The organism is Sulfitobacter sp. 1A10359, from assembly GCF_043558145.1.
Classification (GTDB): Bacteria; Pseudomonadota; Alphaproteobacteria; order Rhodobacterales; family Rhodobacteraceae; genus Sulfitobacter; species Sulfitobacter faviae.
The window spans coordinates 404,892-428,655 of record NZ_JBIFGB010000003.1 but is presented as its reverse complement, the minus strand read 5'-3'; the positions used below and the strand labels follow the sequence as shown (position 1 = coordinate 428,655).

The following is a 23,764-nucleotide window of genomic DNA, read 5'->3' as shown; positions in this document are numbered from 1 at the left end:
TCCCCCTAGTCTCAACCGCTAACCGGCCCGCCCTGCGCCCGTGCTACCTTTTGGCGCAGTGAACATCCTTTACCCCTTCGCCCCAAACGCTAGATTCAAGTCAGACTGACAAAGGAACTCACAATGAACATGCGTATCGCGTCGATCTTCGCCATCTGCCTTGGGGCCACGCCCCTTTGGGCGGAAAGCCATGCCTCCGGTGACGCCGAAGCCGGGGAAAAGGTCTTTCGTAAATGCAAAAGCTGCCACATGATCTCGGATGATGAGGGCAACGATATCCAAAAAGGGGGCCGTACGGGGCCGAACCTTTATGGGATCTACAACCGCGTGGCGGGTTCCGTCGAAGACTACCGCTATGGCGATTCCATCGTGGCTGCGGGCGAGGCCGGGCTGACATGGGACGAAGAGAGTTTCACAGGCTACGTCGCCGACCCCAAGGGGTTCCTGGCCGAGTATCTTGATACGAAACGGGCCAAGTCGAAAATGTCTTACCGTCTGAGAGACGAAGAAGACGCGAAAGACGTATGGGCCTATCTGGTCTCCGTCGGGCCGGAAGTGACCGAGACTGATGAAGCGGCAGAGGCGACCGAGTAATCTGCGCATTCAGCGCAATGCGAAAGGGGGGCCATTTGCCCCCCTTTTTGTTTCGGATCAGAAGCAGTCGCGCAGCAGCTGCGTGACATTCTCTTTGGTCAGTTCAATCGGGTTGCCGCCACAGCTTGGGTCTTGCAGGGCCGAGGCCACCAGTGCGTCGATGTCGGGGTCGGTCACGCCAAGGGCAGTCAGCGAGCTGGGAATGTTCAACTCTTCATTCAGCTTGCCGACGAAATCGTAGAACCCGTCAAAGCCGCCCACGATATCGAGATAGGCCGCCGCCTTGGCTAGACGCTCCTCGATTGCGGGGCGGTTCATGCGCAGAACCGGCTGCATGACAACGGCGTTGGTGGTGCCGTGATGCGTGTGATGCACCGCGCCAATCGGGTGGCTGATGGCATGGATGGCGCCCAGACCCTTTTGGAACGCTGTGGCGCCCATGGCGGCGGCGGACATCATATGGCCGCGCGCCTCAAGATCACTGCCATCGGCATAGGCGCGGGGCAGGTATTCCTTGACCAGACGCATCCCTTCCAGCGCCATGCCTTGGCTCATCGGGTGGTAATGCGGCGAGCAGAAGGCTTCGAGGCAGTGGGCGAAAGCATCCATCCCAGTGCCTGCGGTGATCATCGGCGGCATGCCGACGGTCAGTTCCGGGTCGCAAATCACGACGGCGGGGAGCATCTTGGGGTGGAAGATGATCTTTTTCTCATGGGTCTGGGAATTGGTGATGACGCTGGCGCGCCCCACTTCCGAGCCTGTGCCGGCGGTCGTCGGCACGGCCACGATGGGCGCGATGCCGTCGGCGTCGGCGCGGGTCCACCAATCGCCGATGTCTTCGAAATCCCACAGGGGGCGGGTTTGGCCCGCCATGAAGGCGATGACCTTGCCCAGATCGAGACCGGAGCCGCCGCCGAAGGCGATCACGCCGTCATGGCCGCCGTCGCGGTAGACCTTGATGCCCGCCTCGGCGTTCATCTCGGTCGGGTTCGGGTCAACGTCCGAGAACATCGCGCGGCCCAGACCTTCGGCCTCCATCAGGTCCAGTGTGGACTGGGTGATCGGCAGATAGGCCAGCCCCTTGTCGGTGACCAGCAGCGGCTTCTTGATGCCCGCAGCGGCGCAGGCCTCGGCAATCTCTTTAATCCGGCCTGCGCCGAAACGGATGGCGGTGGGGTAAGACCAATTGGCAGTCAGGGACATGTCTCAGGCTTTCTTGAGGTGGTAAGATTTAGGGCGTGTCAGCGCGTGATAGCCCAGTTCAGACAGGCCCGCGCCGCGCCCGGTTTGCTTGCAGCCGGTCCAGCACAGCGCCGGGTCCAGATAGTCGGCACGGTTCATGAAGACGGTGCCGGTTTCCAACCGCTGGCCGATGGCCTCGGCAGCCTCGGCATCGGCGGTAAAGATCGCGGCGGTCAGACCGAATTGGCTGTCGTTCATCAGCGCAATGGCCTCTTCATCGTCCTTGACCGGCATGATGCCGACAACGGGGCCAAAGCTTTCGTCACGCATGACGCGCATCTCATGGGTCACATCGGTCAGCACCTGCGGCGTCAGATAGGCACCGCCATCGTCGGCGGGCATTCTATCGATATGCGCCTTGGCACCTGCCGCCACGGCCTCATCAATCTGCGCGCGAACCTCGTTGGCGAAACGTACATTGGCCATCGGCCCAAGCGTCGTGGCCTGATCCAGCGGATTGCCGAGGTTGAGGTTATTCACCCATGCCACGGCCTTTTCGACAAAGGCGTCATAGAGGCTTTCGTGCACATAGATCCGCTCGATCCCACAGCAGCACTGGCCCGCGTTGAACATCGCCCCGTCCATCACGCCATCGACTGCCGCGTCGAGGTTGGCATCGGCCCGGACATAGGCAGGGTCTTTGCCGCCAAGCTCGGTGGCGACACCGGTGAAAGTGCCCGCCGCGGCGCGTTCCATCGCCCGACCGCCGCCGACAGAGCCGGTGAAGTTGACGAAATCAAAGGCGTTGTCGGCGATCAACGCCGAGGTGGTGTCATGGCTCAGCACGACGTTCTGGAACACATCCTCGGGCACGCCAGCGGCGCGGTAGGCATCGGCGAGGTGTTCACCGACCAGAATGGTCTGCGAGGCATGCTTCAGGATCACCGAATTGCCCGCGATCAGCGCAGGCGCGATGGTGTTGTTCGCGGTCATGTAAGGGTAGTTCCACGGCGCCACGACGAAAACCACGCCATGCGGCTCGCGCATGATCTTGCGCGAAAAGGCGTCGCTGTCTTCGATCACATTGGGTGCCAGCGCATCGGCGGCGATCTTGGCCATGTGGCTGGTGCGTTCCTGCAAGCCGCCGAACTCACCCCCGTAGCGCACTGGGCGGCCCATCTGGTGGGCCAGTTCCTCGGTCATCCGGTCGGTGGAATTCTCAATCTCTTTCAGCGCGGCCATCACCAGATCGACACGCTCCTGCAAGGGCCGCGCGGCCCATGCCTTTTGCGCGCGGCGCGCGCGGGCAACAGTGTCTTGCGCTGCTTCCGTGCTCAGGGTTTCGCGCTCCGCATAGACCGAACCGTCAATCGGAGAGATACATTTTACCGTCGTCATTCTCAGGCCCTTTCAAAGCCGCGGGCGATTTCCCAATCGGTCACCACCCGGTCATATTCTTCCTGCTCCCATTCCGCCGCGCGGGTGTAATGGGTCACTACATCTTCGCCCAAGACCTCGCGCAGGAACGTCGAGCCGCGCAGGGTCTCGGTTGCTGCCCGCAGGGTCTGGGGGATATCGACAGCGTCGGACTCGCCATAAGCATCGCCGCGTGTGGGCGGGGCAAGCTCCATCTTGTCTTCGATCCCTTTGATTCCGGCAGCCAGCATGACCGTCTGCGCCAGATAAGGGTTTAGGTCCGATCCGCCAATACGGCATTCGACCCGCACGCCCTTTGTCCCTGCCCCGCAAAGGCGGAACCCCGCGGTGCGGTTGTCGACGGACCAGACGGTCTTGGTCGGGGCGAAGGTGCCTTTGGCGAAGCGTTTGTAGCTGTTCACATAGGGGGCGAGGAAATAGGTATATTCCGGCGCATAGGCGATCAGACCGGCCATATAGTGGCGCATCAGATCGGACATGCCCAACGCGCCCTCGCTGTCAAAGAAAGCCGCTTCGCCGTCTTTCCACAGCGACTGATGGACGTGGCTGGAAGAGCCGACGCGGTCCTTATGCCACTTGGGCAGGAAGCTCGCCGCATGTCCCTGCTGCCAAGCGATTTCCTTCACCGCATGTTTGGCAATCGTGTGGTAATCGGCGCAATCAAGCGCCTGTGAATAGCGGATGTTGAGCTCTTCCTGACCGGCCTCGGCCTCGCCCTTGGAGTTCTCAATCGGCAGACCGGCGGCGAAGAGATGGTTGCGCAGCGGGCGCATGACGTTCTCTTCCTTGGTGGTCTGAAGGATGTTGTAGTCTTCGTTATAGCCGCTGATCGGCGTGAGGTCGCGGTAGCCGCCCTTGCGGATCGCGTCAAAGCTCTGCTCGAAAAGGAAGAACTCCAGCTCGGTCGCCATCATGGCATCGAAACCCAGTTCCTTCAGCCGCGCGATCTGTTTCTTGAGCATGGCGCGCGGGGAATGCGGCACCGGCTGGTGCGTATCGTGATCCAGCACGTCGCAAAGCACCATCACCGTTCCCTCCAGCCACGGCACCGGGCGGATCGTGTCGAGGTCGGGCTGCATCACATAGTCGCCGTAACCCGTCTCCCACGAGGTGGAGGCAAAGCCTTCGGGCGTGGCCATCTCAAGGTCGGTGGCCAGCAGGTAGTTGCAACAATGGGTTTCTTTATAAGAGGTCTCGACGAAGTTGACGGCATGGAAGCGCTTGCCCATCAACCGGCCTTGCATGTCCACAAGGCACGCAAGAACCGTATCGACGGATCCTTCTTTGACCAGTTTTTTCAGCGCGTCGAATGTCAGTGTGCCGGGCATGTTCTGTCCACTTCAGGGGGTAAGGCGGGGGCGCAGGCAGCGCGCCCCCGGTTGTCGGTTCAGCCGTTGGTGTAGGGCGGACCGGCTTTGTTGATGACTTCGTTATAGTCGCGGAAGATCTGCACGATCTTGGCGTGCACTTCGCCTTCCTCGGCGATCTCTGTCCAGAAGTCCTTGGCCGCGTTTTCAACCTCGGCCCATTCGTCGGCAGGCACGGTGCTGAGCTTGAGCTTGTCGCCCTGCGCGCGCAGACGCGCCTCGCCGCCCCAGTACCACTGGTTGCGGTAGGTGTGGCCCGCTTCGATCCCCGCCATGACCAACTGTTTGAGGTGATCCGGCAGATCGGCCCACTGCTGCTGGTTGACGAAGAACGACCCGATCCAAGCACCCGAGATGTTGTTGGTCAGGAAGTAGTCGGTCACATCGGCCCAGCCGACGGTGTAGTCCTCGGTGATGCCGGACCACGCCATGCCGTCGAGCTCGCCTGTTTGCACGGCGACTTCGGCGTCCTCGTAGGGAATGTTCACCGGCACCACGCCGAACTTCGACAGGAAGCGGCCCGCGGTGGGGAAGGTGTAGAGCTTCAGACCGTCCAGATCGGCGACCGATTTGATCTCTTTGGTGGTGTTGAAGTTACAGGGGTCTTGGCCCGCAGCCGACAGCCATTCAACGCCGACCTTGGCATATTCCTCTTTCCAGATTTCGGCCAAGCCGTACTGGTTGAACAGCACCGGCACGTCGAGAATGTGCTTGGTGGCGAAGGGGAAGTAGCCGCCGAATTGTTGCAACGGCGTGGGCGAGGCCATGGAGTCGTCATCGGAATGCACCATGTCGATGGTGCCGCGCTGCATGGCTTGGAACAGCTCACCGGTGGGGACGATCTGGTCGGCGTAGAACAGTTCGATCTCCATCTCGCCATTGGCGGCGGCATTGATGTAATCGACCGCCGGTTTGGTCACCTGCTCACCCAGAGCGGCGCCGGCATAGGTCTGCATGCGCCATTTGATCGGCGCTTGGGCATGCACGATGGAGGGCGCGGCGAGGGCCGCAGGGGCGGCGACGGCGGCCCCGGATAGAAACTTTCTGCGAGTGGTCATACGTCTCTCCTTTGTTGAAATATCAGGCCGTCTTTGCGCGGCTCTCATTGTTATTTGTCGTAGATGTAATCGGGCAGCCATGTCGCGATCTCCGGGAAGACCATGACGAGTATCAGCGCCAAGACCATCACCAGCACGAAGGGCGTGATCGAGGCGTAGATGTCGCGCAGCGTGATCTCTGGCGGGGCCATGGCGCGCATCAGGAACAGGTTATAGCCGAAGGGCGGCGTCATATAGGCGATCTGCGTGGTGATCGTGTAAAGGATACCATACCAGATCAGATCAAAGCCCAGCGCACCGACCAAGGGCACATAGAGCGGCGCCACGATGACCAGCATCGCCGTATCATCAAGGAAGGTGCCCATGATGATGAAGCTAAGCTGCATCATGATCAGGATCATCCAGGGGCTGAGGTTCATCTTTTCGGTGAACAGGCTCTCAATCGCTTTCACCGCGCCCAGCCCGTCAAAGACCGCGCCAAAGGCGAGGGCGGCGAGGATGATCCACATGAACATGCAGGTGATGCCCAAGGTGTTGCGCACGGAGTTCTCGAAAACCTCGCGGGTCATGCGGCCCTTGAGCACCGCTGCAAAAAACGCCGCCGCCGCCCCGATGGCCGAGCTTTCGACCAAGCTGGTCCAACCGTTGACGAAAGGCACCATCATCACCGCAAAGATCACCAGCGGCAGGATGCCCGCCCGCAGAAGGCGCAGTTTCTCGGCACGGGGAATGTCGCGATCCTCGGCTGAGAGGATGGGACCAAGTTCGGGATTCATCCGGCAGCGGATGACGATATAGGCGATGAACATCGCTGCCATCATCAACCCCGGGATGACCCCGGCAAGCCACAACTGCCCCACCGGCTGCCGCGCGATCATCGCGTAAAGCACCAGCACGACCGAGGGCGGCACGAGGATGCCAAGGCTCGACCCCGCCTGGATCACCCCCGTCACCATCCTTTTATCATAGCCACGTTTCAGCAGTTCCGGCAGCGCGATGGTCGAGCCGATCGCCATGCCCGCCACGCTGAGCCCATTCATCGCCGAGATCAGCACCATCAGGCCAATCGTGCCAATCGCCAGCCCGCCGCGCACCCCGCCCATCCAGACGTGGAACATGCGGTAAAGGTCATCGGCAATGCGGCTTTCGCTGAGGACATAGCCCATGAAGATGAACATCGGCAGCGTCAGCAGCGGATACCATTTCATCAGTTTCATCGCGGCGGCGAAACCGATGTCATAGCCGCCCTTGTCGCCCCAGAGCAGCAGCGCCGAGACCACGGCGATAAAGCCGATGGCGCCAAACACCCGCTGGCCGGTCAGTAGCATCAGCATCATTGACGAGAACATCAATGTCGCAATCATTTCATAGGACATCAGATGGCCTCACCCTTGAGCCGCAGCACGTCTTTCGCGAGCTCGGACAGACATTGCAGCAGCATCAGAAAGATACCGACGATCATCACGACCTTGATCGGCCAGAGATAGGGACGCCATGCGGAACTGGATTGCTCCATATGGCCAACCTCTTCACTACCGGTGATCAAGTCGCCGAAAAAGCTGAACGGCTCGGTCCCCCAGTAGCCCAGCGAATAGGCGGTAGAGCTTACCGCGCCATAGAGCAGCACGCAGAGATAGAAGATCAGGAAGAAGACGGTAAAGAGGTCAAACCACGCTTTGCGGCGCAGCGACCAATCGCCATAAAGGAGGTCCATCCGCACGTTCGACCCCAGTTGGATCGAATAGGGACCGCCCAGAATGTAATAGCCCACCATGACGAACTGCGCCATTTCCAGCGTCCAAAGCGAGGGGACGAAGAAGGCTTTGCTGACGGTGGACCACAACAGCACCCCCATCAGGACAAATATGCCATACATCATGATCCGCCCGATCCGCCGGTTCATCGCATCGATGCCCCGGATATAGCCCCGGATGAACCTCATGGTTTGACCTCCTTCATCTCGGGCCGAGCCATGGCGGCACGGAGCCAATTGCTGATCATCTCGGCCATCTGCCGCTGTTCGGCTTCGGTCGTGATGAGGTCATTACGGATCTCTAGCATGACATGGGGATGACCATGGGCCAGCCCATGTTCTTTCAGCGTATGGGTCACCCCGTCCTGCGGGCCGTAGGGCTCATTTCGTTCGACATTGAGATCCGTGAACTCCGACGCCACCGCGAGCATCGCATCGGCAAGGCGCGTGTCGCTGTCGTGGAGAATGCCGATCTCAACGTTGCGCGGTTTGCCGTGGTAGATCGGCGTGAAACTATGCACCGTGACGATCGCGGGCGCATCGACCCGTTTGATCGTCGCCGCCAAAGTCGCGCGGAACGGTTCGTAATAGCGCGTCACCCGCTCGGCTCGGCCCGCTTCATCAAGCGCGGCATTGCCGGGGATCGCGAAAATCTCGCTCTGCGCGGGCATCGCGCCGGGGGCTTCGGGCGGGCGGTTGCAGTCGTAAACCAGACGGGAAACCCGCCCTGCTACCAGCACTGCATCCAGATCTTGCGCCATCGTGCGGGCCACGCCCAAGGCGCCGGGGTCCCAAGCCACATGGCTTTCGCGGGCCGCGGCATCCAGCCCAAGGCCGTCGTAGTAGGCCGGTATCTCACGCGCCGCATGTTCGCAGACCAATACCAGCGGGGCCTTGGCCCCGGCATTGATCACCTCGACGACTTCATTCGAAAGATCTAACTGTTCTGACACCCTGTCCCCCTCAATTAGTTCAAACCTCATTCGGGCGGGGGGCTTCTGTCAACAGAATAATGTCAAATTTATTACAACGCCGTTCAGTTTGTGTTATTACTCGTCAAAAGAGGGGCATCCATGGCTGAACCGACGCTGACCATTTCCGACCGTATCCAGCAAGAGTTGGACCGGCTAACCCGTGCGGAACGGCAGCTCGCCCATTCGATTCTGGAAAACTACCCCGCCTCCGGCCTAGGCCCGCTGACGGCGCTGGCGAAGGATGCCAATGTCTCAACCCCCACCGTGGCGCGGATGGTGCAAAAGCTGGGGTTCAAGGGCTATCCCGAATTTCAGAACGAGCTGCGCGAAGAGCTAAAGGCCAAGGCCAAGAACCCCATCGCCAAACATGACAACTGGACCGAAGGCGCGCCCTCGGGCCATGTGTTGAACCGGTTCACCGATGCGGTGATCGACAACATCCGCCACACGTTGGGCCAGATCGAGCCTGCCACCTTCGACCGCGCCTGCGCCATGATCGCCGATACTGCGCATCCGCTCTATATCGTGGGCGGGCGCATCACCCATGTCATGGCCGAATATCTGTTCCTCCACGCCCAGATCATCCGCCCCCGAGTGACACATATCCAATCTACATCAAACGCTTGGCCGCATTACCTGCTGGACGTGGGGGAAGGCGATGTCTTCGTCATTTTCGACGTGCGCCGCTATGAGAACAACACGCTGAAACTGGCGGAGATGGCCCATGCGCGGGGTGCCAAGATCATCCTCTTCACCGACCAATGGCGCTCTCCGGTGCATAGCCTTGCCGATATCTGTTTCTCCAGCCGGATTGTCGCGCCCTCGGCTTGGGACAGCGCGGCGGCCACGCTGCTGCTGGTAGAGAGCGTGATCTCGGCCATGCAAGACATCAACTGGGCCGATACAAAGGACCGCGCCGAACGGCTGGAAGACATGTTCGACCAGACCCGTTTGTTCCGCAAATTCACCTAAGCCCCCAGCAAGCAACGCCTTGTCATAAAGGGTATTGGCTTGCCCAAACCCCGCCAGTCGTCTATGGCCAGCACGCCGGGTGTGGTGTCCAGCGCGGTGCCGTGACACGCGCCAAGGCCGGAGGGGGACCGACCATGCGTGATGAAATCTTTTCGCCCAGCGAACTTGAGCGCCATTATGACCTCGCGCCATCGCCAGCGCTGGCGGCTGAAATGGCCGATATCTACGCCCGGATGGACCGCGTGATCTCGCCCCCCGACTGGGCCATCCACGCGCCCTATGTCGCCGCGATCAACAAGCTCAAGAAAGAGCGCAACGCGGTCATCCTCGCGCATAATTACATGACGCCCGACATCTACCATGGCATCGCGGATTTCGTCGGCGACAGCCTGCAACTCGCCATCAAGGCGACCGAGGTTGAGGCCGATGTCATCGTGCAATGCGGCGTGCATTTCATGGCCGAGACCTCGAAAATCTTGAACCCCGCGAAAACCGTGCTGATCCCCGACATGGAAGCGGGTTGCTCGCTGGCCGAAAGCATCACCGCCGAGGGCGTGGCGCAGATGCGCGCGCAATATCCCGGCGCGCCGGTTGTCACTTACGTCAACACCACGGCCGAGGTGAAGGCGGCGTCGGACATCTGCTGCACCTCGTCGAACGCGGCGCAGATCGTGGCTGCGCTTGAGGCAGAGACGATCATCATGACGCCGGACAAATACCTTGCCCAGAACATCGCCAAACAGGTGCCGCAAAAGCGCATCGTCTGGTGGGACGGCGCCTGCATCGTGCACGAACGCTACACCGCAAAAGATATCGCCGACTACCGCGAGTGGAACCCCGACACCCGCATCATCGCGCATCCGGAATGCCCGCCCGACGTGGTGGCGGAGGCGGATTTCTCCGGCTCGACCAGCGGGATCCTCGACTATGTGCACCGCGAAAAACCCGCCAAGGCGATGTTGGTCACCGAATGCTCCATGGCTTCGAACATCGCCGATGAATTGCCCGAGGTCGATTTCGTCGGTCCCTGCAACATGTGCCCCTACATGAAGAAGATCACGCTGGAAAAGGTGCTCTGGTCGCTGCACACGATGTCCGGCGCCGTCGAGGTAGAGGCCGAGGTTGCCAGCAAGGCGCGGGTGGCCGTGCAACGGATGATCGACCTCTCCCGCGAACTCGGCCTCTGAAGGGCGCGCGCGTGGAGCAGATCACAACCGGCAGGATCATCATCGTTGGGGCCGGTCTGGGCGCGCTCTATGCCGCTCTTTGTCTTTCGCCGCGCCCGGTTTTGCTGATCTCGCCCGATCCTTTGGGGTCTGGGGCCAGTTCTGCTTGGGCGCAGGGCGGCGTGGCCGCCGCGATGGCGCAGGCCGACAGCCCCGAGGCCCATGCGCTCGACACCATCAAAGCGGGGGCGGGCACGGTCGAGCCGCGCGTCGCCGCCACCGTAACGGATGAGGCCCGGGCCCATATCCTCGCCCTGACGGATTTCGGCACCGCCTTCGACCGCAGCGCCGATGGCGGCTATGTCATGTCGCGCGAGGCCGCACATAGCTTTGCCCGCGTCGTGCGCGTGCAAGGCGATCAAGCGGGGGCCGAGATCATGCGCGCCCTGATCGAAAAGGTGCGCGAAACACCCTCGATCCAAGTGCTCGAAGGGGTGCTAGCCCGCGGTTTGGAAAGTGACGGCACCAAGGTCACCGGGGTCGAGGTCGAACTGGCCCGGCCCGAAGGCTCCGCCCCCGTGATGCTGCGCGGCGCGGGGGTCTTGCTGGCGGGCGGCGGCTCTGGCGGGCTTTATGCGCTGACCACCAACCCGGCCCGCATTCGCGGGCAGGTGATCGGCATGGCCGCCCGGGCGGGCGCGCTCATTGCCGATGCTGAGTTCGTACAATTCCACCCGACCGCCATCGACTGCGGCGAAGACCCCGCGCCCTTGGCGACCGAAGCACTGCGCGGGGCCGGGGCCCATCTGATCAACCGCGAAGGCGCGCGTTTTATGGAGGCGGTTCACCCCCTTGCCGAGCTTGCCCCGCGCGATGTCGTGGCCCGCGCGATCTTTGCCCAGACCCAAGCGGGGCTGCGCCCCATGCTCGACACCCGCGCGGCCTTGGGCGCGGCGGTGCTGACCGACTACCCCGCCGTCGCAGCCGCTTGCGCGCGCAATGGCATCGACCCGGTAACCCAGCCCATCCCCGTCGCCGCCGCGGCGCATTACCATATGGGCGGCGTCGCGACGGATGCGCATGGCCGCTCAAGCCTCACTAGGCTCTGGGTCTGCGGAGAGGCGTCTTCGACCGGGCTGCACGGCGCGAACCGTCTGGCCTCCAATGGGCTGCTCGAAGCGCTGGTCTTTGCCCGCCGCGCGGCGCAGGACATGCTTGAGGAATGCGAGGCGGGCGGTGATGATGTTGTGAAGCTGCCGGAGTTGTCTGCTGGCGAGACACCGAACGAGACCCTCGTCACCCGTCTGCGCCAAACCATGACCGCAGAGGTCGGCGTGCTGCGGGATGCGGCGGGCTTGCACCGCGCCTTGACGGCCATCGCCGAGATTGAAGCGGCGCAACCCGATTGTGCCCAGTTGCAAAACATGACCGCCACCGCGACGCTGATCGCCGCCGCCGCCCTCGCCCGGCGCGAAAGCCGGGGCGCGCATTGCCGCACGGACTATCCCGAAACACGCCCCGAAGCCGCCCGCAGCTTCATGACATTGGCCGAGGCCACCGCCTACCGCACCAACCCCGAGGACGCCTGAAGATGACCACCGCCCTGCCCGACCTGATCCTTGAGCCGCTGGTCCGCGCCGCCTTGATGGAAGACCTCGGCACCTATGGCGATGTCACGACCCGCAGCGTGATCCCCGAGGGCACGACCTATACCGCCCGGCTGCGCGCCCGCGCCGAGGGGGTCGTTTCTGGCATGCAGATCGCGCGGCTGGCCTTCCACCTTGTCGACCCGACGCTTGAGGTGCGCACGCTGAAGGAAGACGGCAGCAGGATCGCCAAAGGCGACACGCTGATGGAGATCGAAGGCTCCGCCGCCGCGATCCTCTCGGCGGAACGTGTGGCGCTGAATTTCGCCGGGCGGCTCTCGGGCATCGCCACCCTGACAGCGGCCTGCGTGGCCGAGACGAAGGGCACCGAGACCCGGATCACCTGCACCCGCAAAACCACGCCGGGGCTGCGCATGGTCGAGAAACAGGCGGTACTGCACGGCGGCGGGTTCAACCACCGCTTCTCCCTCTCCGACGCGATCCTGATCAAGGACAACCACATCGCCGCCGCCGGGGGCATCCGGCCTGTGTTGCAGGCGGTCAAGGCCAATGCCTCGCATATGATCCGGGTCGAGATCGAGGTCGACACGCTGGCGCAGCTTCAAGAGGTCTTGGACGAAGGCGGCGCGGATGTGGTGCTGTTGGATAATATGGGTACGCCGACGCTCTCGCAGGCGGTCGAGATGGCACAGGGGCGCATCGTGCTGGAGGCTTCGGGCAACATGACCCTGCCGCGCTTGGCCGAGGTCGCGGCGACGGGGGTGCACTATATCTCTATGGGCGCGCTCACACATTCTGCGACAACGCTGGACCTTGGGCTGGATTTCTGAACCAACTGGGGCAAAGATCGCGCAACCAGCGAAGGGAGCCCGCCATGTCCGACCTTACCATCCGAACCGTAAGAGACCATGACCGCGCCGATTGGGAGCGGCTTTATCAAGGCTATGCCGAATTCTATAAAGTCGAGCAGACGCCGGAGATGCGCGCGCGGGTCTGGTCTTGGCTGCATGATCCGCTGACCGAGGTCGAAGGGCTGGTCTGCGAAGATGCCGAAGGGCGGGTGATCGGACTGACCCATTTCCGGCATTTCGCCCGACCGCTTGCTGCGGCGACGGGCTGTTTCCTCGACGATCTTTTCGTGGCCCCCGAAGCCCGCGGCAGCGGGGCTGCCGATGCGCTGATCGGAGAGGTGAAAAAGATCGCCCAGAAACGCGGATGGAGCCTTGTCCGCTGGATCACGGCCGAGGATAACTACCGCGGCCGTGGTGTTTATGACAGGCTGGCCACCCGGACCAACTGGGTCACCTACGACATCAAGCTGTAGGGTCCGGCGCTTTCTTGGGCGTCTCGGGATCGGTCGGCTTTTCCGGTTCGGTCACCAGTTCCGCTTCTTCGATATCCTCCGTCCGCGTGGTCAACGCCCCCTCTGTCGGCGTCGTTTCCGGCGCGCCCACGATCAGAGGCAGCATTTGAACACCGCTCGGCATGGCAACTTCCGAGAGCGGCGGAGTTTTCCATTCCAGGGTGTCAAAGCTCTTGCAGTTTTCGCAGATCGGAACCCATTCGGCATGGATGTGGTGGCAGTTCTCGCAAATCCACTGCGGCCCGCGTGAGACGTTCAGCGCGCGTGTCAGCCAGCCTTTGACCACGGTGTCCGGCGCGCCCTCGCCCCGCTCGATCGCCGCCATCAGGGTGACGGACCGGGCCGAAGGATCGGTCTCAACCAGATTGCCAAGCGCCCGGCGCGCTTCGGGGAAGTCTTCGTTGGCGATGTGCAGTTCGGCCAGCAGCATCTTGGTCTCGGGATGGTCGGGCTGAGATTTGGTCAGCGCGCGGAACCTTTTGATCCGCTGGGGCGGTGTCTCATCCGGCTGAATCTCGGCAAAGGCGGCGGCAAGATCGGGGTGCGGCTGCACGCTCCACGCTTTTTGCAGCACTTTGGAAGCATTGCGGGGCTTGTCCTGCGCGATATAGCTGCGCGCGGCCATCACGGCGGCGGGCACCAGATCAGGCGACAGGCGGTTGGCTTCAATCGCGGCCTCGCGGGCCTCGACACTGTTGCCCTCGTCGATGACCTCGCGCGCCTCGGAGAGCGCCAGCACCGCATCGCGGCGTTTGTGCACATCGCGTGGCAGATGGCCGTTTTTGTACTTGGCCTGCAAGGTGCCGCGCGCACCGGTCCAGTCATGCTTTTCGGCCTGCAACTTCAGCAGCGTATCGCCGGTTTCTTCGTGTTTGGGCTTCAGCGCGAAGGCCTTCTCGGCCAGCTTCAGCGCTGTATCGGTATCCCCGTCAGCCAGCTTTTGCTTCATGATGCCACGCACGCCGACGAAACGGGTCTTTTCGTCTTCGACCAGCTTGCGGTAGGTCCGCTCGGCTTTGCGGCGGTCCCCCGCCAGCTCCGCCGCCTGCGCGGTCAGCAGATTGGTCAGTGCCGGGCGTTTGAGATAGCGGTCGGCCTTGGCCGCCTTGGCCATCGCGACCTGTCCCTCGCCGCTGGCCAACGCCATCAACCCGTCCGACAGCGCCTCATAGCCCTTACGCTCACGGTTGCGGTCAAAGTAGCGCGACAGCGCCGTCTCATCGCCATTCAGGAAATGCCAGACCGCCGAGAGCAGCGACACGATCTTGAGCAACACCCAAACCGCAAGCATCAGCAGCAAAACGGCGATCACCGATTGCAACGGTCCAAGGGTATATTCCGTGCCCGCCACGGTCAGTTGAATGCCGCCTTCGCTTTCCAACAGGAAACCCGCGCCCCAAGCCAGAGCGGCGACCAGCACGACGAAAAGAACGATTTTAATAAGAGACCAGAGCATTTTTCGTTCCTCAGTTGGCCGTCAGGCGTTGGGAGAGTTCATTGGCGGCGGTTTCAGCCGCCTGACGCCCGCGGGCATCGGCGAGCCATTCCGCCATCGCATCCTGCGCGGGGGCTGGCAGCGTGTCGATCTCGGCCAGCGCATCGGTCAAACGGCCATCGCGCACCGCCGCTTCCGCGCGAGACAAGACAGCATCGGCATCCGTCCCTTCGCGCGGCGCGACCGAGCGAGCACCCAGTTGACGTTTCAGGAAGTTGCCAAAGCCGCCTTCGCCCTCTTCCGGTACGGCGGCACGGGCGGTGGCCAGCGCCTCCCGCGCGGCATCGGGATAGCGCGCTTGGAGATTGGCGAGGGTGACGACACCGCCCGCGGCGCTTTCACGCAGGGTTTCGGGTATGTCCTCGACCCCGGCCTGCTGCAACTCGGCCAGCGGCGCTTCGAAGGGGCGACCGGCGCTGATCGCGGCATTCATCTGGGTCATCGCGGTCTGGGCACGGGCCGCTTCCGCTGCGGCGGCGGTTGCTTCTTCGGCGGTCTGGGCGTTGTCCAGCAGGCTCTCGATCTCGCTGCGCTGTTCGGCGACAGAGGCGCGCAGGGCTTCCATCTCACGCTCAAAAGCCGCGACCGCGACTTGATTGTCACCGCCGGTGGCGGGCTGCTTTTCAACCGTGGTGAGGCGGCTGTCGATCTCGGCCAATTGGCTTTGCAGCGCCGAGAGGGCCTCGCGGCTGGCGGTCAGTTCCTCGCGCAGCGCGTCGACCTGCGGCAGGCTTTCCGGAAGGGTGGCAGGCTCTTCAACGCGGGCTTCCAGTTCCGCGATGCGGGCCTGCTGCGCTTCCATCGCGCTCTGCAATTCTGCCGCGCTTTGTGCCCGGGTGCCCAAGACGTCATATTCCGATGCGGCAAAGCCGAGGCCCGCAGCGATGGCACCCCCGAGCAGCATAGGGAAGAACACGCTGCGCTTACGCTCTTTCGGGGCAGGCTCAGGGACCGAGGTCGATGCAGGTGAGGACGTCGGTTTGGACGTGGCAGCGCTTGGCTTTTCAGCCTTTTCCGGCGCGGGTTTGGATGAGCTACCGCTCGGCTTAGACGCGGCCGCCGAGGCGCGTGAGGGCGCGGGATCAGCGGCCGGTTTGTCCTTGGGTGCAGCGCTGGTGGCGCTTGTCTTGGGATCGTCCTTGGGCGAAGCCGTCTGGGGCTTCGTCTCTTTCGCCGGTGTGGCACTCTCGGGCTTGTCTTTAACGGGTGTGGCGCTTTCGGGCTTGGCCGGGGCTTTGTCGTCCGGTTTGGCCGCAGCGGCGGGCTTCGCTGTCGTTTTATCCGTTGTGGGCGTGGTGCTGGGTGTTTTTGATGGGTCGGCCTTGCCCGTTTCGGTTTTCGGCGCGTCGGGTTTTGCCGTCTCCGCCCCCTTACCATCGGTCTGGCTGGGCTTCGCGGCCTCGGCCCTCTCTGCCGTGGTCGCCTTGTCCGCCGCGGGAGGCGTCTGATCGGCTGTGGTCTTGTCCGCTTCGCTTTTGCTGACCGTCTTCTTGGGTTTTGCCACGCCTCACGCCTTTCGATTCTGAACCTGTCATTCACTCGCAATGGCGAGCTTACCCGGCATACCTATGCCCCTCAAGGCAAGGTGGTGCAGCGGAATAGTTTTTCAACGGCCTCTGCCATGGCCTCGCCGGTGGGTTCTGTGGCGACATCATGCGCGTAGAGCGGCATAGCTTCAAGCGCCTGAGCGGCGGCGCGGCTGATCGACATGGCGATGACCCGTTCCGTCGAAGCGGCCTCGCGGGCGAAATGCTGCGCGCTGCGCGGAGAAAACAGCGGCACGATGACAGGGTCAGGGCCCTTTAGAAGGGTCTGCGCGGCGGTGGAGAGCGGCAGAAGAGCCTGGTCATAGACCGTGGCGGTTTCCACCTTCAGACCTGCGTCGCTTAAAATTCCGGCAATATCTGCCCGCCGGTGCCGCCCGGCAAGGTGCAAGAGCGGGCCGATCTGGGGGCGTTCCGCCAAGGTCGCGATCAGCGCCTCGGCATCCAGCCCGACCATCTGCGCTTGCCAGCCCGCTTTGCCCGCCGCCGCCGTGGTCTGCGGGCCGACGCAATAGGCAGGCCGCCCCTCCCCCAAAGGCGCTTGGGCCACGGCATTGGCCGAGGTAAAGATCACCCCGGCATAGGGCGAAAGATCGACAGGCTCACCCGTCGCGGTAATCTCGATCAGCGGAGAGATCACGGCCCCGTCGCGCAGCGCAGGCGAAAGCCGATCCAGAAACTGCGCGGCACCGGGCTGGGGACGTGTCAGAAGCAATCTAGGCTGCGGCATCGCAAGGCTCCGGCATTGTTTGCGCGTGAGAGCGGTGTTACCTGCGGTACAGGTGCCTTGCAACGGAAAGCCCCCATGCCCTCTACCCAGTCTCAGACCCGCTTGATCCTTGGTTTGGAAAGCAGTTGCGACGATACCGCCGCCGCCGTGGTGCGCATGGAGGAGGACGGGCGCGGCAAGGTGCTGGCCTCGGTCGTGGCGGGCCAGACCGAGTTGCACGCCGACTTTGGCGGCGTTGTTCCTGAAATCGCCGCCCGCGCCCATGCCGAGAAATTGGACCACTGTGTCGAGGATGCCTTGGCCGAAGCCGGGATCGGCCTGCCGCAGATCGACGCCATCGCGGTTACCGCCGGGCCGGGGCTGATCGGCGGCGTGGTGTCGGGCGTGATGTGCGCTAAGGGGCTCTCGGCGGCGACGGGCAAACCGCTTTACGGGGTGAACCACCTCGCGGGTCACGCGCTGACCCCGCGGCTGACCGATGACGTGCCCTATCCCTATCTGATGCTGCTGGTCTCGGGCGGGCATTGTCAGTTTCTACTGGTACGCGGGCCCGAAAGCTTCGACCGTCTCGGCGGTACCATCGACGATGCCCCGGGAGAGGCATTTGACAAGGTCGCGCGGCTGTTGGGCCTGCCCCAGCCAGGCGGACCGTCGATCGAAAAATGCGCCCAAGAGGGCGATGCGAAACGCTTTGCTCTGCCGCGCCCCCTGCTGGATCGCGAGGGCTGCGACATGTCCTTCTCGGGTTTGAAAACCGCTGTGCTGCGCGCGCGCGACAAATGCGTGGCAAAGCGTGGCGGGCTGACGCGGCAGGATCAAGCGGACCTCGCGGCAGGGTTCCAAGCCGCCGTGGTCGATGTGCTGGCCCATAAAACGCGCCGCGCCTTTGCGGAGTATCCCGCGACAGGCGCGCGGAGCCTTTGCGTGGCGGGGGGCGTGGCGGCAAACAAGTCCATCCGTGCCGCGTTAGAGACTGTTGCAGCAGCGCAAGAGGCCGCCTTCGTGGCGCCGCCGCTGGCGCTTTGTACTGACAACGCCGCGATGATCGCCTTCGCGGCGGGAGAGCAGGCCGCCCTGCGGGATGCCGATGACCTGACCCTCGCTGCGCGGCCCCGCTGGCCGCTGGACACCGCGCGCCCGTCGATGCTGGGCAGCGGCAAGAAGGGGGCCAAGGCATGAGCGTCTCCGTCCTCGGCGCAGGGGCATTCGGCACGGCGCTGGCCATTTCGCTTGCGGGCAAAGGGCCGGTAACACTCTGGGCGCGTGACGCGAGGGATATGGCCGCGCGGCGCGAGAACGCCAAACGCCTGCCCGGCTGCCCTTTCCCCGAGACGCTCAGCGTGACCGAAAGTCTTGCCCAAGCGGCCGAGGCCGAGACCCTTTTGCTGGCCGTGCCCATGCAAAAGCTGCGCAGCGTGTTAAAGGAACATCGCGCAGCGCTTCACGGGAAACATTTGGTCGCCTGCTGCAAAGGCATCGAACTCAGCAGCGGCGTGGGGCCGGTCAGCGTGATCGAAAAAACCATTCCCGAAGCCACCGCCGCGATCCTGACAGGGCCCAGCTTTGCCGCCGATATCGCACGGGGCCTGCCCACCGCCCTGACCTTGGCCTGTGCAGACCCTGCGGCGGGCGAACAGCTGCAAGCGGAACTCACCACGGCGAACCTGCGGCTTTACCGCACCACGGATACCACCGGCGCGGAATTGGGCGGGGCGCTGAAAAATGTCGTCGCCATCGCCAGCGGGGCCGCGATAGGGGCCGGATTGGGCGAAAGCGCCCGCGCCGCGCTGATGACCCGCGGCTATGCGGAAATGCAACGCCTCGCCGCCCATCTACAGGCCGAGCCGACAACGCTGGCCGGGCTTTCGGGCTTTGGTGATCTCACGCTGACCTGCACCTCTGAGCAATCGCGCAACTACCGTTTGGGGCAATCGCTGGGCCAAGGCACCCCTTTTGACCCGTCGACCACGGTCGAAGGGGCCGCGACCGCCCGCGCCGTCGATGCGCTGGCGCGCGAAGCGGCGCTCGATATGCCGATCACCCGCGCGGTTGCCGGATTGCTCGACAACCAGTTAGATGTGGCTGGTGCCATGAAATCTTTGCTGACCCGCCCCCTAAAGGAAGAATGATATGCTTGTTGCCCTGATCGCCCATGACAAAGCCGATGGCCTGCCGATCCGTCAGGAAAACCGGCCCGACCATTTGGCCTATCTAAAGTCCAGTGATGCCGTGGCACAGGCTGGGCCGCTTTTGGATGCCGAAGGCGGCATGATCGGTTCGCTCATCATTCTGGACGTGCCCGATATGGCCGCAGCCGAGGATTGGGCCGCGAATGACCCCTACGCCAAGGCCGGCTTGTTCCAAAGCGTGACCCTGACCCATTGGAACCGGGTGATCGGCTGATGGCCTATTGGTTGTTCAAATCCGAACCCGCAACTTGGAGCTGGGCCGACCAAAAGGCCAAGGGCGACGCGGGCGAGGAATGGGACGGCGTGCGCAACTATCAGGCGCGCAATTTCATGCGTGAGATGAAGGTTGGCGACCTCGGGTTCTTTTACCACTCGCAGAAAGATCGTGAGATCGTCGGCATCGTCGAAGTCTGCGCCGAGGCTCATCCCGACAGCAGCACCGATGACCCGCGTTGGGAATGTGTGGACATCAAAGCGGTGCGGTCGTTCAACCAGCCGGTCAGTTTGGATACGATCAAAGCGGACCCAAGGCTGGAGGACATGGTTCTGGTGAAGAATTCGCGCCTATCCGTGCAGCCTGTGACCGATGCGGAATGGCAGCTTATCTGCGCCTTGGGCAAGACCGCGCCCTAATACCGGCGCGGCCACTGGAAAAACGAAAAAGGGTTCCGGCACCCCGCCAGAACCCTTCTCACCCCATGTGCTCCCATAACCACCACACATGTTCGTAACTCTTACCAGCCGCTCTGGCCGATATAAGAGAGATAGCAGAAACCGGGGATTTACTCAACTTTCGACTGTGTCAAAGCCCGCGCAAAAACGAAACGCGCGCTTAACCAAGCGCGCGTCTGAGGTAAGGTTTTAGTAGGGTTTCCCACCGCCCTTCAGGCGTAGACGGACTCTTTGCCGAAGTGTTTGACCAGCATGTAATAGACCACCGCGCGGTACTTGTTTCGCTCAGACCGGCCATAGGTCTCGATCACTTTTTGAATGCCGCCCATGAGATGCTCATCATCCGGCAGGCCGAGTTTCTTGATCAGGAAGTTGTCCTTTACGGTGTTCAACTCAGCCGTATCGCTGGAAGACACCGTCTGCGCGTCGGCGTTATAGATCGACGGACCGCAACCGATGGTCACCTTGGTCAAAAGGTCCATATCCGGCTCCATGCCGCATTTGTTCTTCAGGTCTTCGGCGTATTTGGCGATCCATTCGTCACGCTTGCCCATAAAATCTCTCCCAATAGTGTCTTCGGCCCGTCAGGGGTTCCTGAGGCCGGAGCCTAAGGCCATATCCCTGTATTGCAAAAGATTTATTTCGGGGGCGGTGGGCTGACCCCGGAGCCGCCAGAAAAAGAGGCGCCCGAATTGGGCGCCTCTCAGTCAGGATATCGGCTGTCGCTTAGGAGGCGTCGTCAAGGCGGACGTCGTCTTCCAGACCTTCGATGTTTTCTTCATCGACTTCCGGCTGGGCTTCCAGCTCGGCTTTGGTCCAAGAGCTCAGCTTCAGGTCGTTCTCGGCTGCCATGGAGATTTCCTCAAGCGGTACGGCGACGGTGTGTTCGCCAAGGCCGAGGAAGCCGCCCACGCCAACAACGGCGGCATAGCCATCGTCGGTCTTGATGACATAGTCGACGTCACCAATGCTGTCGCCATCGGCTTCGACGACGGTCAGGCCGACCAGATCACCCACGACCATGCCGGAGAATGCGTTGCTCATGCCGGTGTCGGTGCGTGTCACGTCTGTTTCCATGTCCGCTTCGGTGTTGGAAGCGACATTCTCATCCAGATCGGTTTCGGCTTCGCCTTCGATCTCGGCTGTGGTTTCATTGTCGAAATCGGCATCTTCGTCGGCGGCCAGATCGGTGTCAGTCTCGGTGGTGACGGTGCCGCTGGTGTCGGTGCTCAGGGTCGAATTCGACTCTGAATCGGCGTTTCCGGCCAGATCCGCTTCGGCATCGGTTGTCGGCGTCACGCCATCGGTCTCGGCGGTCAGTTCCGCTTCGTTGTCGACTTCGGTGTCACCTTCGAACTCTGCGCCCTGGGTCGGTGCGGTCAGCATTTCGTCGGTGGTGTTGGGGTCGTTCGTCCCCTCATAGTCGTCGGAATTCTCGCGCGACATTTCGGCGGTCTGCTCGGCCTGCTTTTCAACAGTGGCGGTCAGATCGTTGGCGGTGTTGGTAACGCTTTCGCTCGAAACTGTGGCTTCGGCATCTGCCGCGGCACCGGCTTCGGTGTCGGCGGTTTGTGCGAACGCGGTGCCCGCAGTCAGTGCAAGGGCGGCGACGGTGGACTTCAGGAATGTACGTTTCATCTTCGATACTCCTTTTGAATGGTCTGGGGATGAAACACCGCCCGATTGACTATGTTCCGCCCGTCCTCCGCCGCTGGCAGATATGTGCTTGAATCCGCCGATTGAGCTGATTTTCCTATATATCGTAGTCGCTTGATAGAAAAACGCCGCCCCGGTGATCTCCGGGACGGCGCTGAAACATGCTGAGAGAGGGAACTCTTCGCGGCTTAGTAGCGGTAATGCTCGGGCTTGAACGGCCCCTCGGGCGTCACGCCGATATAGGCAGCCTGCTCCGGGTTCAGCTTCGACAGTTTTACGCCGATCCGGTCGAGGTGCAGACGGGCCACTTTTTCATCCAGATGCTTGGGCAGAATGTAGACGTCATTCTCGTATTTGTCGGTGTTTTCCCACAGTTCGATCTGCGCCAGCACTTGGTTGGTGAAGGACGCGGACATGACGAAAGAGGGGTGGCCGGTGGCATTGCCAAGGTTCAGCAGACGGCCTTCGGAGAGCAGGATCAGACGATTGCCGTTCGGCATCTCAATCATGTCCACCTGTTCTTTGATGTTGGTCCACTTGTGGTTCTTCAGAGCGGCGACTTGGATTTCGTTGTCGAAGTGGCCGATGTTGCCGACGATCGCCATGTCCTTCATCTCACGCATATGCTCGATGCGGATCACGTCTTTGTTGCCAGTGGTGGTGATAAAGATATCGGCGGTGCCAACCACGTCTTCCAGCAGCACGACCTCAAAACCGTCCATCGCGGCTTGCAGCGCGCAGATCGGGTCGACTTCGGTGACCTTCACGCGGGCACCCGCACCCCGCAGAGACGCGGCGGAGCCTTTGCCCACGTCGCCATAGCCCATGACAACGGCGACCTTGCCCGCCATCATCGTATCGGTGGCGCGGCGGATACCGTCGACGAGGCTCTCTTTACAGCCGTATTTATTGTCGAACTTCGACTTGGTGACAGAGTCGTTCACATTGATCGCGGGGAAGGGCAGCTGGCCCTGTTTCACGAGATCATAGAGACGGTGCACGCCCGTCGTGGTCTCTTCGGACACGCCCTTGATCTGGTCGCGCATCTTGGTGAACCAGCCGGGGCTTTCGGCCATACGCTTCTTGATCTGGGCGAAGATCGCCTCTTCTTCTTCGGATTTCGGCACGGCGATCAGCTCGTCTTCGCCATTTTCCACGCGCGCGCCGAGAAGGATGTAGAGCGTCGCATCGCCGCCATCGTCGAGGATCAGGTTCGGCCCTTCGGGGAACATGAAGGATTTGTCGAGGTAATCCCAATGCTCGACCAGCGACTGGCCTTTGATGGCGAAGACCGGCACGCCCGCTTCGGCGATGGCCGCGGCCGCGTGGTCTTGGGTCGAGAAGATGTTGCATGATGCCCAACGCACATCGGCGCCAAGGGCGACCAGCGTTTCGATCAGAACGGCAGTCTGGATGGTCATATGCAAAGAGCCGACGATCCGCGCGCCTTTCAGCGGTTTGCTGTCACCGTATTCATCGCGCAGCGCCATCAGGCCCGGCATTTCGGTCTCGGCGATGTCCAGCTCTTTACGCCCGTAGGCCGCCAGATTGATATCCTTAACAATATAGTCGTGGGCCATGCGGCGCTCCTGTTTAAAGTGTTGCAGGGCGGTTAGCACCTTCGCCGCGAATTCTCAACGTGAATGGGGGAAAGCCGCGCCGGATCAGTCCAGAAGAGCGGCCAGTTGCTTATCGCCCGACCGGCCCGCCATCCAATCATCGCCCTGGGCCAGCACGCAGGCATTGCCATCGGCCAAAGTCTTAACCAAGGTCCATGTCCCCGACTGATCCGATGCCCAAAGCTGGCTGTTGCCTTCACGCTGACCCGGCACCGGCTCTTCGCCGTACCAATCGATCAGGGCAGACTTCATTTCCTTGGCGGGCATGCAGACTTCTTCTGCCTGTGCAACACCGGCGAGGGTGGTCAAGGTAACTGCAACTATCGTACCGGAAAAAACGGGTTTCATGATCATCTCCTTCGTGGGATGAACAGGTTTGACAGGGA

General features: G+C 62.2%; 25 protein-coding genes. 11 read left to right on the top strand and 14 right to left on the bottom strand.

Annotated elements, in window-relative coordinates; all coding sequences use genetic code 11:
• Nucleotides 1-123: 123 nt before the first annotated feature.
• Entirely contained in the window at nucleotides 124-594 is a 471-nt protein-coding gene (locus ACGYK2_RS10475; RefSeq protein ID WP_271688673.1) for a cytochrome c family protein, read from the top strand.
• 57 nt (nucleotides 595-651) lie between these two features.
• On the opposite strand, the gene ACGYK2_RS10470 is transcribed toward ACGYK2_RS10475, so the two are convergent.
• Genes ACGYK2_RS10470 through ACGYK2_RS10440 form a run of 7 tightly spaced genes read right to left on the bottom strand, consistent with a single transcriptional unit; the run spans nucleotide 652 to nucleotide 8,344 of the window.
• The gene (locus ACGYK2_RS10470) at nucleotides 652-1,797 is read right to left on the bottom strand and encodes an iron-containing alcohol dehydrogenase (protein ID WP_271688672.1); all 1,146 of its coding nucleotides are present in this window, start codon (nucleotides 1,795-1,797) and stop codon (nucleotides 652-654) included.
• 3 nt (nucleotides 1,798-1,800) lie between these two features.
• Nucleotides 1,801-3,174 carry an aldehyde dehydrogenase family protein gene (locus ACGYK2_RS10465; RefSeq protein WP_271688671.1) on the bottom strand — a complete coding sequence of 458 codons (1,374 nt, stop codon included), beginning with the start codon at nucleotides 3,172-3,174 and terminating at the stop codon, nucleotides 1,801-1,803.
• Nucleotides 3,175-3,176: 2 nt separating this feature from the next.
• The gene (locus tag ACGYK2_RS10460; RefSeq protein WP_271688670.1) at nucleotides 3,177-4,541 is read right to left on the bottom strand and encodes a glutamine synthetase family protein; all 1,365 of its coding nucleotides are present in this window, start codon (nucleotides 4,539-4,541) and stop codon (nucleotides 3,177-3,179) included.
• 59 nt (nucleotides 4,542-4,600) lie between these two features.
• Nucleotides 4,601-5,638, bottom strand: coding sequence for a TRAP transporter substrate-binding protein (locus ACGYK2_RS10455; protein WP_136720278.1), 1,038 nt, complete (start codon nucleotides 5,636-5,638; stop codon nucleotides 4,601-4,603).
• Nucleotides 5,639-5,688: 50 nt separating this feature from the next.
• Nucleotides 5,689-7,014: a TRAP transporter large permease subunit gene (locus tag ACGYK2_RS10450; RefSeq protein WP_067268276.1), complete on the bottom strand. Its 1,326-nt coding sequence runs from the start codon at nucleotides 7,012-7,014 to the stop codon at nucleotides 5,689-5,691.
• Nucleotides 7,014-7,580 (bottom strand): TRAP transporter small permease subunit, encoded by a 567-nt coding sequence (locus tag ACGYK2_RS10445; RefSeq protein ID WP_271688669.1) that lies wholly within the window; start codon nucleotides 7,578-7,580, stop codon nucleotides 7,014-7,016. The genes ACGYK2_RS10450 and ACGYK2_RS10445 overlap by 1 nt, the downstream gene beginning before the upstream one ends.
• Nucleotides 7,577-8,344 (bottom strand): N-formylglutamate amidohydrolase, encoded by a 768-nt coding sequence (locus ACGYK2_RS10440; RefSeq protein ID WP_271688668.1) that lies wholly within the window; start codon nucleotides 8,342-8,344, stop codon nucleotides 7,577-7,579. The genes ACGYK2_RS10445 and ACGYK2_RS10440 overlap by 4 nt, the downstream gene beginning before the upstream one ends.
• Nucleotides 8,345-8,464: 120 nt before the next feature.
• On the opposite strand from ACGYK2_RS10440, the gene ACGYK2_RS10435 reads away from it, so the two are divergent.
• From ACGYK2_RS10435 to ACGYK2_RS10415, 5 genes are all read left to right on the top strand, one after another.
• Nucleotides 8,465-9,337: a MurR/RpiR family transcriptional regulator gene (locus ACGYK2_RS10435; RefSeq protein ID WP_067268280.1), complete on the top strand. Its 873-nt coding sequence runs from the start codon at nucleotides 8,465-8,467 to the stop codon at nucleotides 9,335-9,337.
• A gap of 134 nt (nucleotides 9,338-9,471) precedes the next feature.
• A complete protein-coding gene (nadA, locus tag ACGYK2_RS10430; protein ID WP_271688667.1) occupies nucleotides 9,472-10,524 on the top strand; it encodes a quinolinate synthase NadA in 1,053 nt (350 codons plus the stop codon).
• 11 nt (nucleotides 10,525-10,535) lie between these two features.
• Complete coding sequence (locus ACGYK2_RS10425; RefSeq protein WP_271688666.1) at nucleotides 10,536-12,092, top strand: L-aspartate oxidase; 1,557 nt, start codon at nucleotides 10,536-10,538, stop codon at nucleotides 12,090-12,092.
• A gap of 2 nt (nucleotides 12,093-12,094) precedes the next feature.
• The gene (gene nadC, locus ACGYK2_RS10420; RefSeq protein WP_271688665.1) at nucleotides 12,095-12,940 is read left to right on the top strand and encodes a carboxylating nicotinate-nucleotide diphosphorylase; all 846 of its coding nucleotides are present in this window, start codon (nucleotides 12,095-12,097) and stop codon (nucleotides 12,938-12,940) included.
• A gap of 44 nt (nucleotides 12,941-12,984) precedes the next feature.
• A complete protein-coding gene (locus tag ACGYK2_RS10415; protein ID WP_067268284.1) occupies nucleotides 12,985-13,434 on the top strand; it encodes a GNAT family N-acetyltransferase in 450 nt (149 codons plus the stop codon).
• Here ACGYK2_RS10415 and ACGYK2_RS10410 read toward each other — a convergent pair.
• A complete protein-coding gene (locus ACGYK2_RS10410; RefSeq protein ID WP_271688664.1) occupies nucleotides 13,424-14,929 on the bottom strand; it encodes a heme biosynthesis protein HemY in 1,506 nt (501 codons plus the stop codon). The two genes, ACGYK2_RS10415 and ACGYK2_RS10410, sit on opposite strands and share 11 nt — an antisense overlap.
• Before the next feature lie 10 nt (nucleotides 14,930-14,939).
• Complete coding sequence (locus ACGYK2_RS10405; RefSeq protein WP_276154357.1) at nucleotides 14,940-15,884, bottom strand: hypothetical protein; 945 nt, start codon at nucleotides 15,882-15,884, stop codon at nucleotides 14,940-14,942.
• On the opposite strand from ACGYK2_RS10405, the gene ACGYK2_RS10400 reads away from it, so the two are divergent.
• On the top strand, nucleotides 15,853-16,416 hold the full coding sequence (locus ACGYK2_RS10400; protein ID WP_276154356.1) for a hypothetical protein: 564 nt from the start codon (nucleotides 15,853-15,855) through the stop codon (nucleotides 16,414-16,416). The two genes, ACGYK2_RS10405 and ACGYK2_RS10400, sit on opposite strands and share 32 nt — an antisense overlap.
• A 127-nt stretch (nucleotides 16,417-16,543) precedes the next feature.
• Here ACGYK2_RS10400 and ACGYK2_RS10395 read toward each other — a convergent pair whose 3' ends face one another.
• The gene (locus ACGYK2_RS10395; protein ID WP_271688662.1) at nucleotides 16,544-17,242 is read right to left on the bottom strand and encodes a uroporphyrinogen-III synthase; all 699 of its coding nucleotides are present in this window, start codon (nucleotides 17,240-17,242) and stop codon (nucleotides 16,544-16,546) included.
• Between the two features lie 75 nt (nucleotides 17,243-17,317).
• Here ACGYK2_RS10395 and tsaD point away from each other — a divergent pair, with 75 nt between their 5' ends.
• Genes tsaD through ACGYK2_RS10375 form a run of 4 tightly spaced genes read left to right on the top strand, consistent with a single transcriptional unit; the run spans nucleotide 17,318 to nucleotide 20,064 of the window.
• Nucleotides 17,318-18,421 (top strand): tRNA (adenosine(37)-N6)-threonylcarbamoyltransferase complex transferase subunit TsaD, encoded by a 1,104-nt coding sequence (tsaD, locus tag ACGYK2_RS10390; protein WP_271688661.1) that lies wholly within the window; start codon nucleotides 17,318-17,320, stop codon nucleotides 18,419-18,421.
• Entirely contained in the window at nucleotides 18,418-19,371 is a 954-nt protein-coding gene (locus ACGYK2_RS10385) for an NAD(P)H-dependent glycerol-3-phosphate dehydrogenase (RefSeq protein WP_271688660.1), read from the top strand. The genes tsaD and ACGYK2_RS10385 overlap by 4 nt, the downstream gene beginning before the upstream one ends.
• Before the next feature lies 1 nt (nucleotide 19,372).
• A complete protein-coding gene (locus ACGYK2_RS10380) occupies nucleotides 19,373-19,645 on the top strand; it encodes a YciI family protein (RefSeq protein WP_271688659.1) in 273 nt (90 codons plus the stop codon).
• Nucleotides 19,645-20,064 (top strand): EVE domain-containing protein, encoded by a 420-nt coding sequence (locus tag ACGYK2_RS10375; protein WP_271688658.1) that lies wholly within the window; start codon nucleotides 19,645-19,647, stop codon nucleotides 20,062-20,064. The genes ACGYK2_RS10380 and ACGYK2_RS10375 overlap by 1 nt, the downstream gene beginning before the upstream one ends.
• A gap of 251 nt (nucleotides 20,065-20,315) precedes the next feature.
• Here the strand turns inward: ACGYK2_RS10375 and ACGYK2_RS10370 are convergent, their stop codons facing one another.
• From ACGYK2_RS10370 to ACGYK2_RS10355, 4 genes are all read right to left on the bottom strand, one after another.
• Nucleotides 20,316-20,657: a DUF2853 family protein gene (locus ACGYK2_RS10370; protein WP_209216928.1), complete on the bottom strand. Its 342-nt coding sequence runs from the start codon at nucleotides 20,655-20,657 to the stop codon at nucleotides 20,316-20,318.
• 172 nt (nucleotides 20,658-20,829) lie between these two features.
• Nucleotides 20,830-21,741, bottom strand: a complete 912-nt coding sequence (locus tag ACGYK2_RS10365; RefSeq protein ID WP_276154355.1) for a PRC-barrel domain-containing protein — start codon at nucleotides 21,739-21,741, stop codon at nucleotides 20,830-20,832.
• A 206-nt stretch (nucleotides 21,742-21,947) separates the two neighbouring features.
• Nucleotides 21,948-23,339 carry an adenosylhomocysteinase gene (gene ahcY / locus ACGYK2_RS10360; protein WP_271688656.1) on the bottom strand — a complete coding sequence of 464 codons (1,392 nt, stop codon included), beginning with the start codon at nucleotides 23,337-23,339 and terminating at the stop codon, nucleotides 21,948-21,950.
• Nucleotides 23,340-23,423: 84 nt separating this feature from the next.
• Entirely contained in the window at nucleotides 23,424-23,726 is a 303-nt protein-coding gene (locus tag ACGYK2_RS10355) for an S-adenosyl-L-homocysteine hydrolase (RefSeq protein ID WP_271688655.1), read from the bottom strand.
• Between the last annotated feature and the right edge of the window lie 38 nt (nucleotides 23,727-23,764).

Excerpts from the sequence above, each read along its gene's own strand:
- nadA (WP_271688667.1), top strand. The coding sequence starts at position 9,472 with ATGCGTGATGAAATCTTTTCGCCCAGCGAACTTGAGCGCCATTATGAC.
- ACGYK2_RS10415 (WP_067268284.1), top strand. The coding sequence starts at position 12,985 with ATGTCCGACCTTACCATCCGAACCGTAAGAGACCATGACCGCGCCGAT.
- ACGYK2_RS10365 (WP_276154355.1), bottom strand. The coding sequence starts at position 21,741 with ATGAAACGTACATTCCTGAAGTCCACCGTCGCCGCCCTTGCACTGACT.
- ACGYK2_RS10460 (WP_271688670.1), bottom strand. The coding sequence starts at position 4,541 with ATGCCCGGCACACTGACATTCGACGCGCTGAAAAAACTGGTCAAAGAA.
- ACGYK2_RS10475 (WP_271688673.1), top strand. The coding sequence starts at position 124 with ATGAACATGCGTATCGCGTCGATCTTCGCCATCTGCCTTGGGGCCACG.
- nadC (WP_271688665.1), top strand. The coding sequence starts at position 12,095 with ATGACCACCGCCCTGCCCGACCTGATCCTTGAGCCGCTGGTCCGCGCC.
- ACGYK2_RS10410 (WP_271688664.1), bottom strand. The coding sequence starts at position 14,929 with ATGCTCTGGTCTCTTATTAAAATCGTTCTTTTCGTCGTGCTGGTCGCC.
- ACGYK2_RS10355 (WP_271688655.1), bottom strand. The coding sequence starts at position 23,726 with ATGAAACCCGTTTTTTCCGGTACGATAGTTGCAGTTACCTTGACCACC.
- ACGYK2_RS10400 (WP_276154356.1), top strand. The coding sequence starts at position 15,853 with ATGGCACCCCCGAGCAGCATAGGGAAGAACACGCTGCGCTTACGCTCT.
- ACGYK2_RS10470 (WP_271688672.1), bottom strand. The coding sequence starts at position 1,797 with ATGTCCCTGACTGCCAATTGGTCTTACCCCACCGCCATCCGTTTCGGC.
- ACGYK2_RS10445 (WP_271688669.1), bottom strand. The coding sequence starts at position 7,580 with ATGAGGTTCATCCGGGGCTATATCCGGGGCATCGATGCGATGAACCGG.
- ACGYK2_RS10455 (WP_136720278.1), bottom strand. The coding sequence starts at position 5,638 with ATGACCACTCGCAGAAAGTTTCTATCCGGGGCCGCCGTCGCCGCCCCT.
- tsaD (WP_271688661.1), top strand. The coding sequence starts at position 17,318 with ATGCCCTCTACCCAGTCTCAGACCCGCTTGATCCTTGGTTTGGAAAGC.
- ACGYK2_RS10450 (WP_067268276.1), bottom strand. The coding sequence starts at position 7,014 with ATGTCCTATGAAATGATTGCGACATTGATGTTCTCGTCAATGATGCTG.
- ACGYK2_RS10370 (WP_209216928.1), bottom strand. The coding sequence starts at position 20,657 with ATGGGCAAGCGTGACGAATGGATCGCCAAATACGCCGAAGACCTGAAG.
- ahcY (WP_271688656.1), bottom strand. The coding sequence starts at position 23,339 with ATGGCCCACGACTATATTGTTAAGGATATCAATCTGGCGGCCTACGGG.
- ACGYK2_RS10435 (WP_067268280.1), top strand. The coding sequence starts at position 8,465 with ATGGCTGAACCGACGCTGACCATTTCCGACCGTATCCAGCAAGAGTTG.
- ACGYK2_RS10375 (WP_271688658.1), top strand. The coding sequence starts at position 19,645 with ATGGCCTATTGGTTGTTCAAATCCGAACCCGCAACTTGGAGCTGGGCC.
- ACGYK2_RS10395 (WP_271688662.1), bottom strand. The coding sequence starts at position 17,242 with ATGCCGCAGCCTAGATTGCTTCTGACACGTCCCCAGCCCGGTGCCGCG.
- ACGYK2_RS10465 (WP_271688671.1), bottom strand. The coding sequence starts at position 3,174 with ATGACGACGGTAAAATGTATCTCTCCGATTGACGGTTCGGTCTATGCG.
- ACGYK2_RS10380 (WP_271688659.1), top strand. The coding sequence starts at position 19,373 with ATGCTTGTTGCCCTGATCGCCCATGACAAAGCCGATGGCCTGCCGATC.
- ACGYK2_RS10385 (WP_271688660.1), top strand. The coding sequence starts at position 18,418 with ATGAGCGTCTCCGTCCTCGGCGCAGGGGCATTCGGCACGGCGCTGGCC.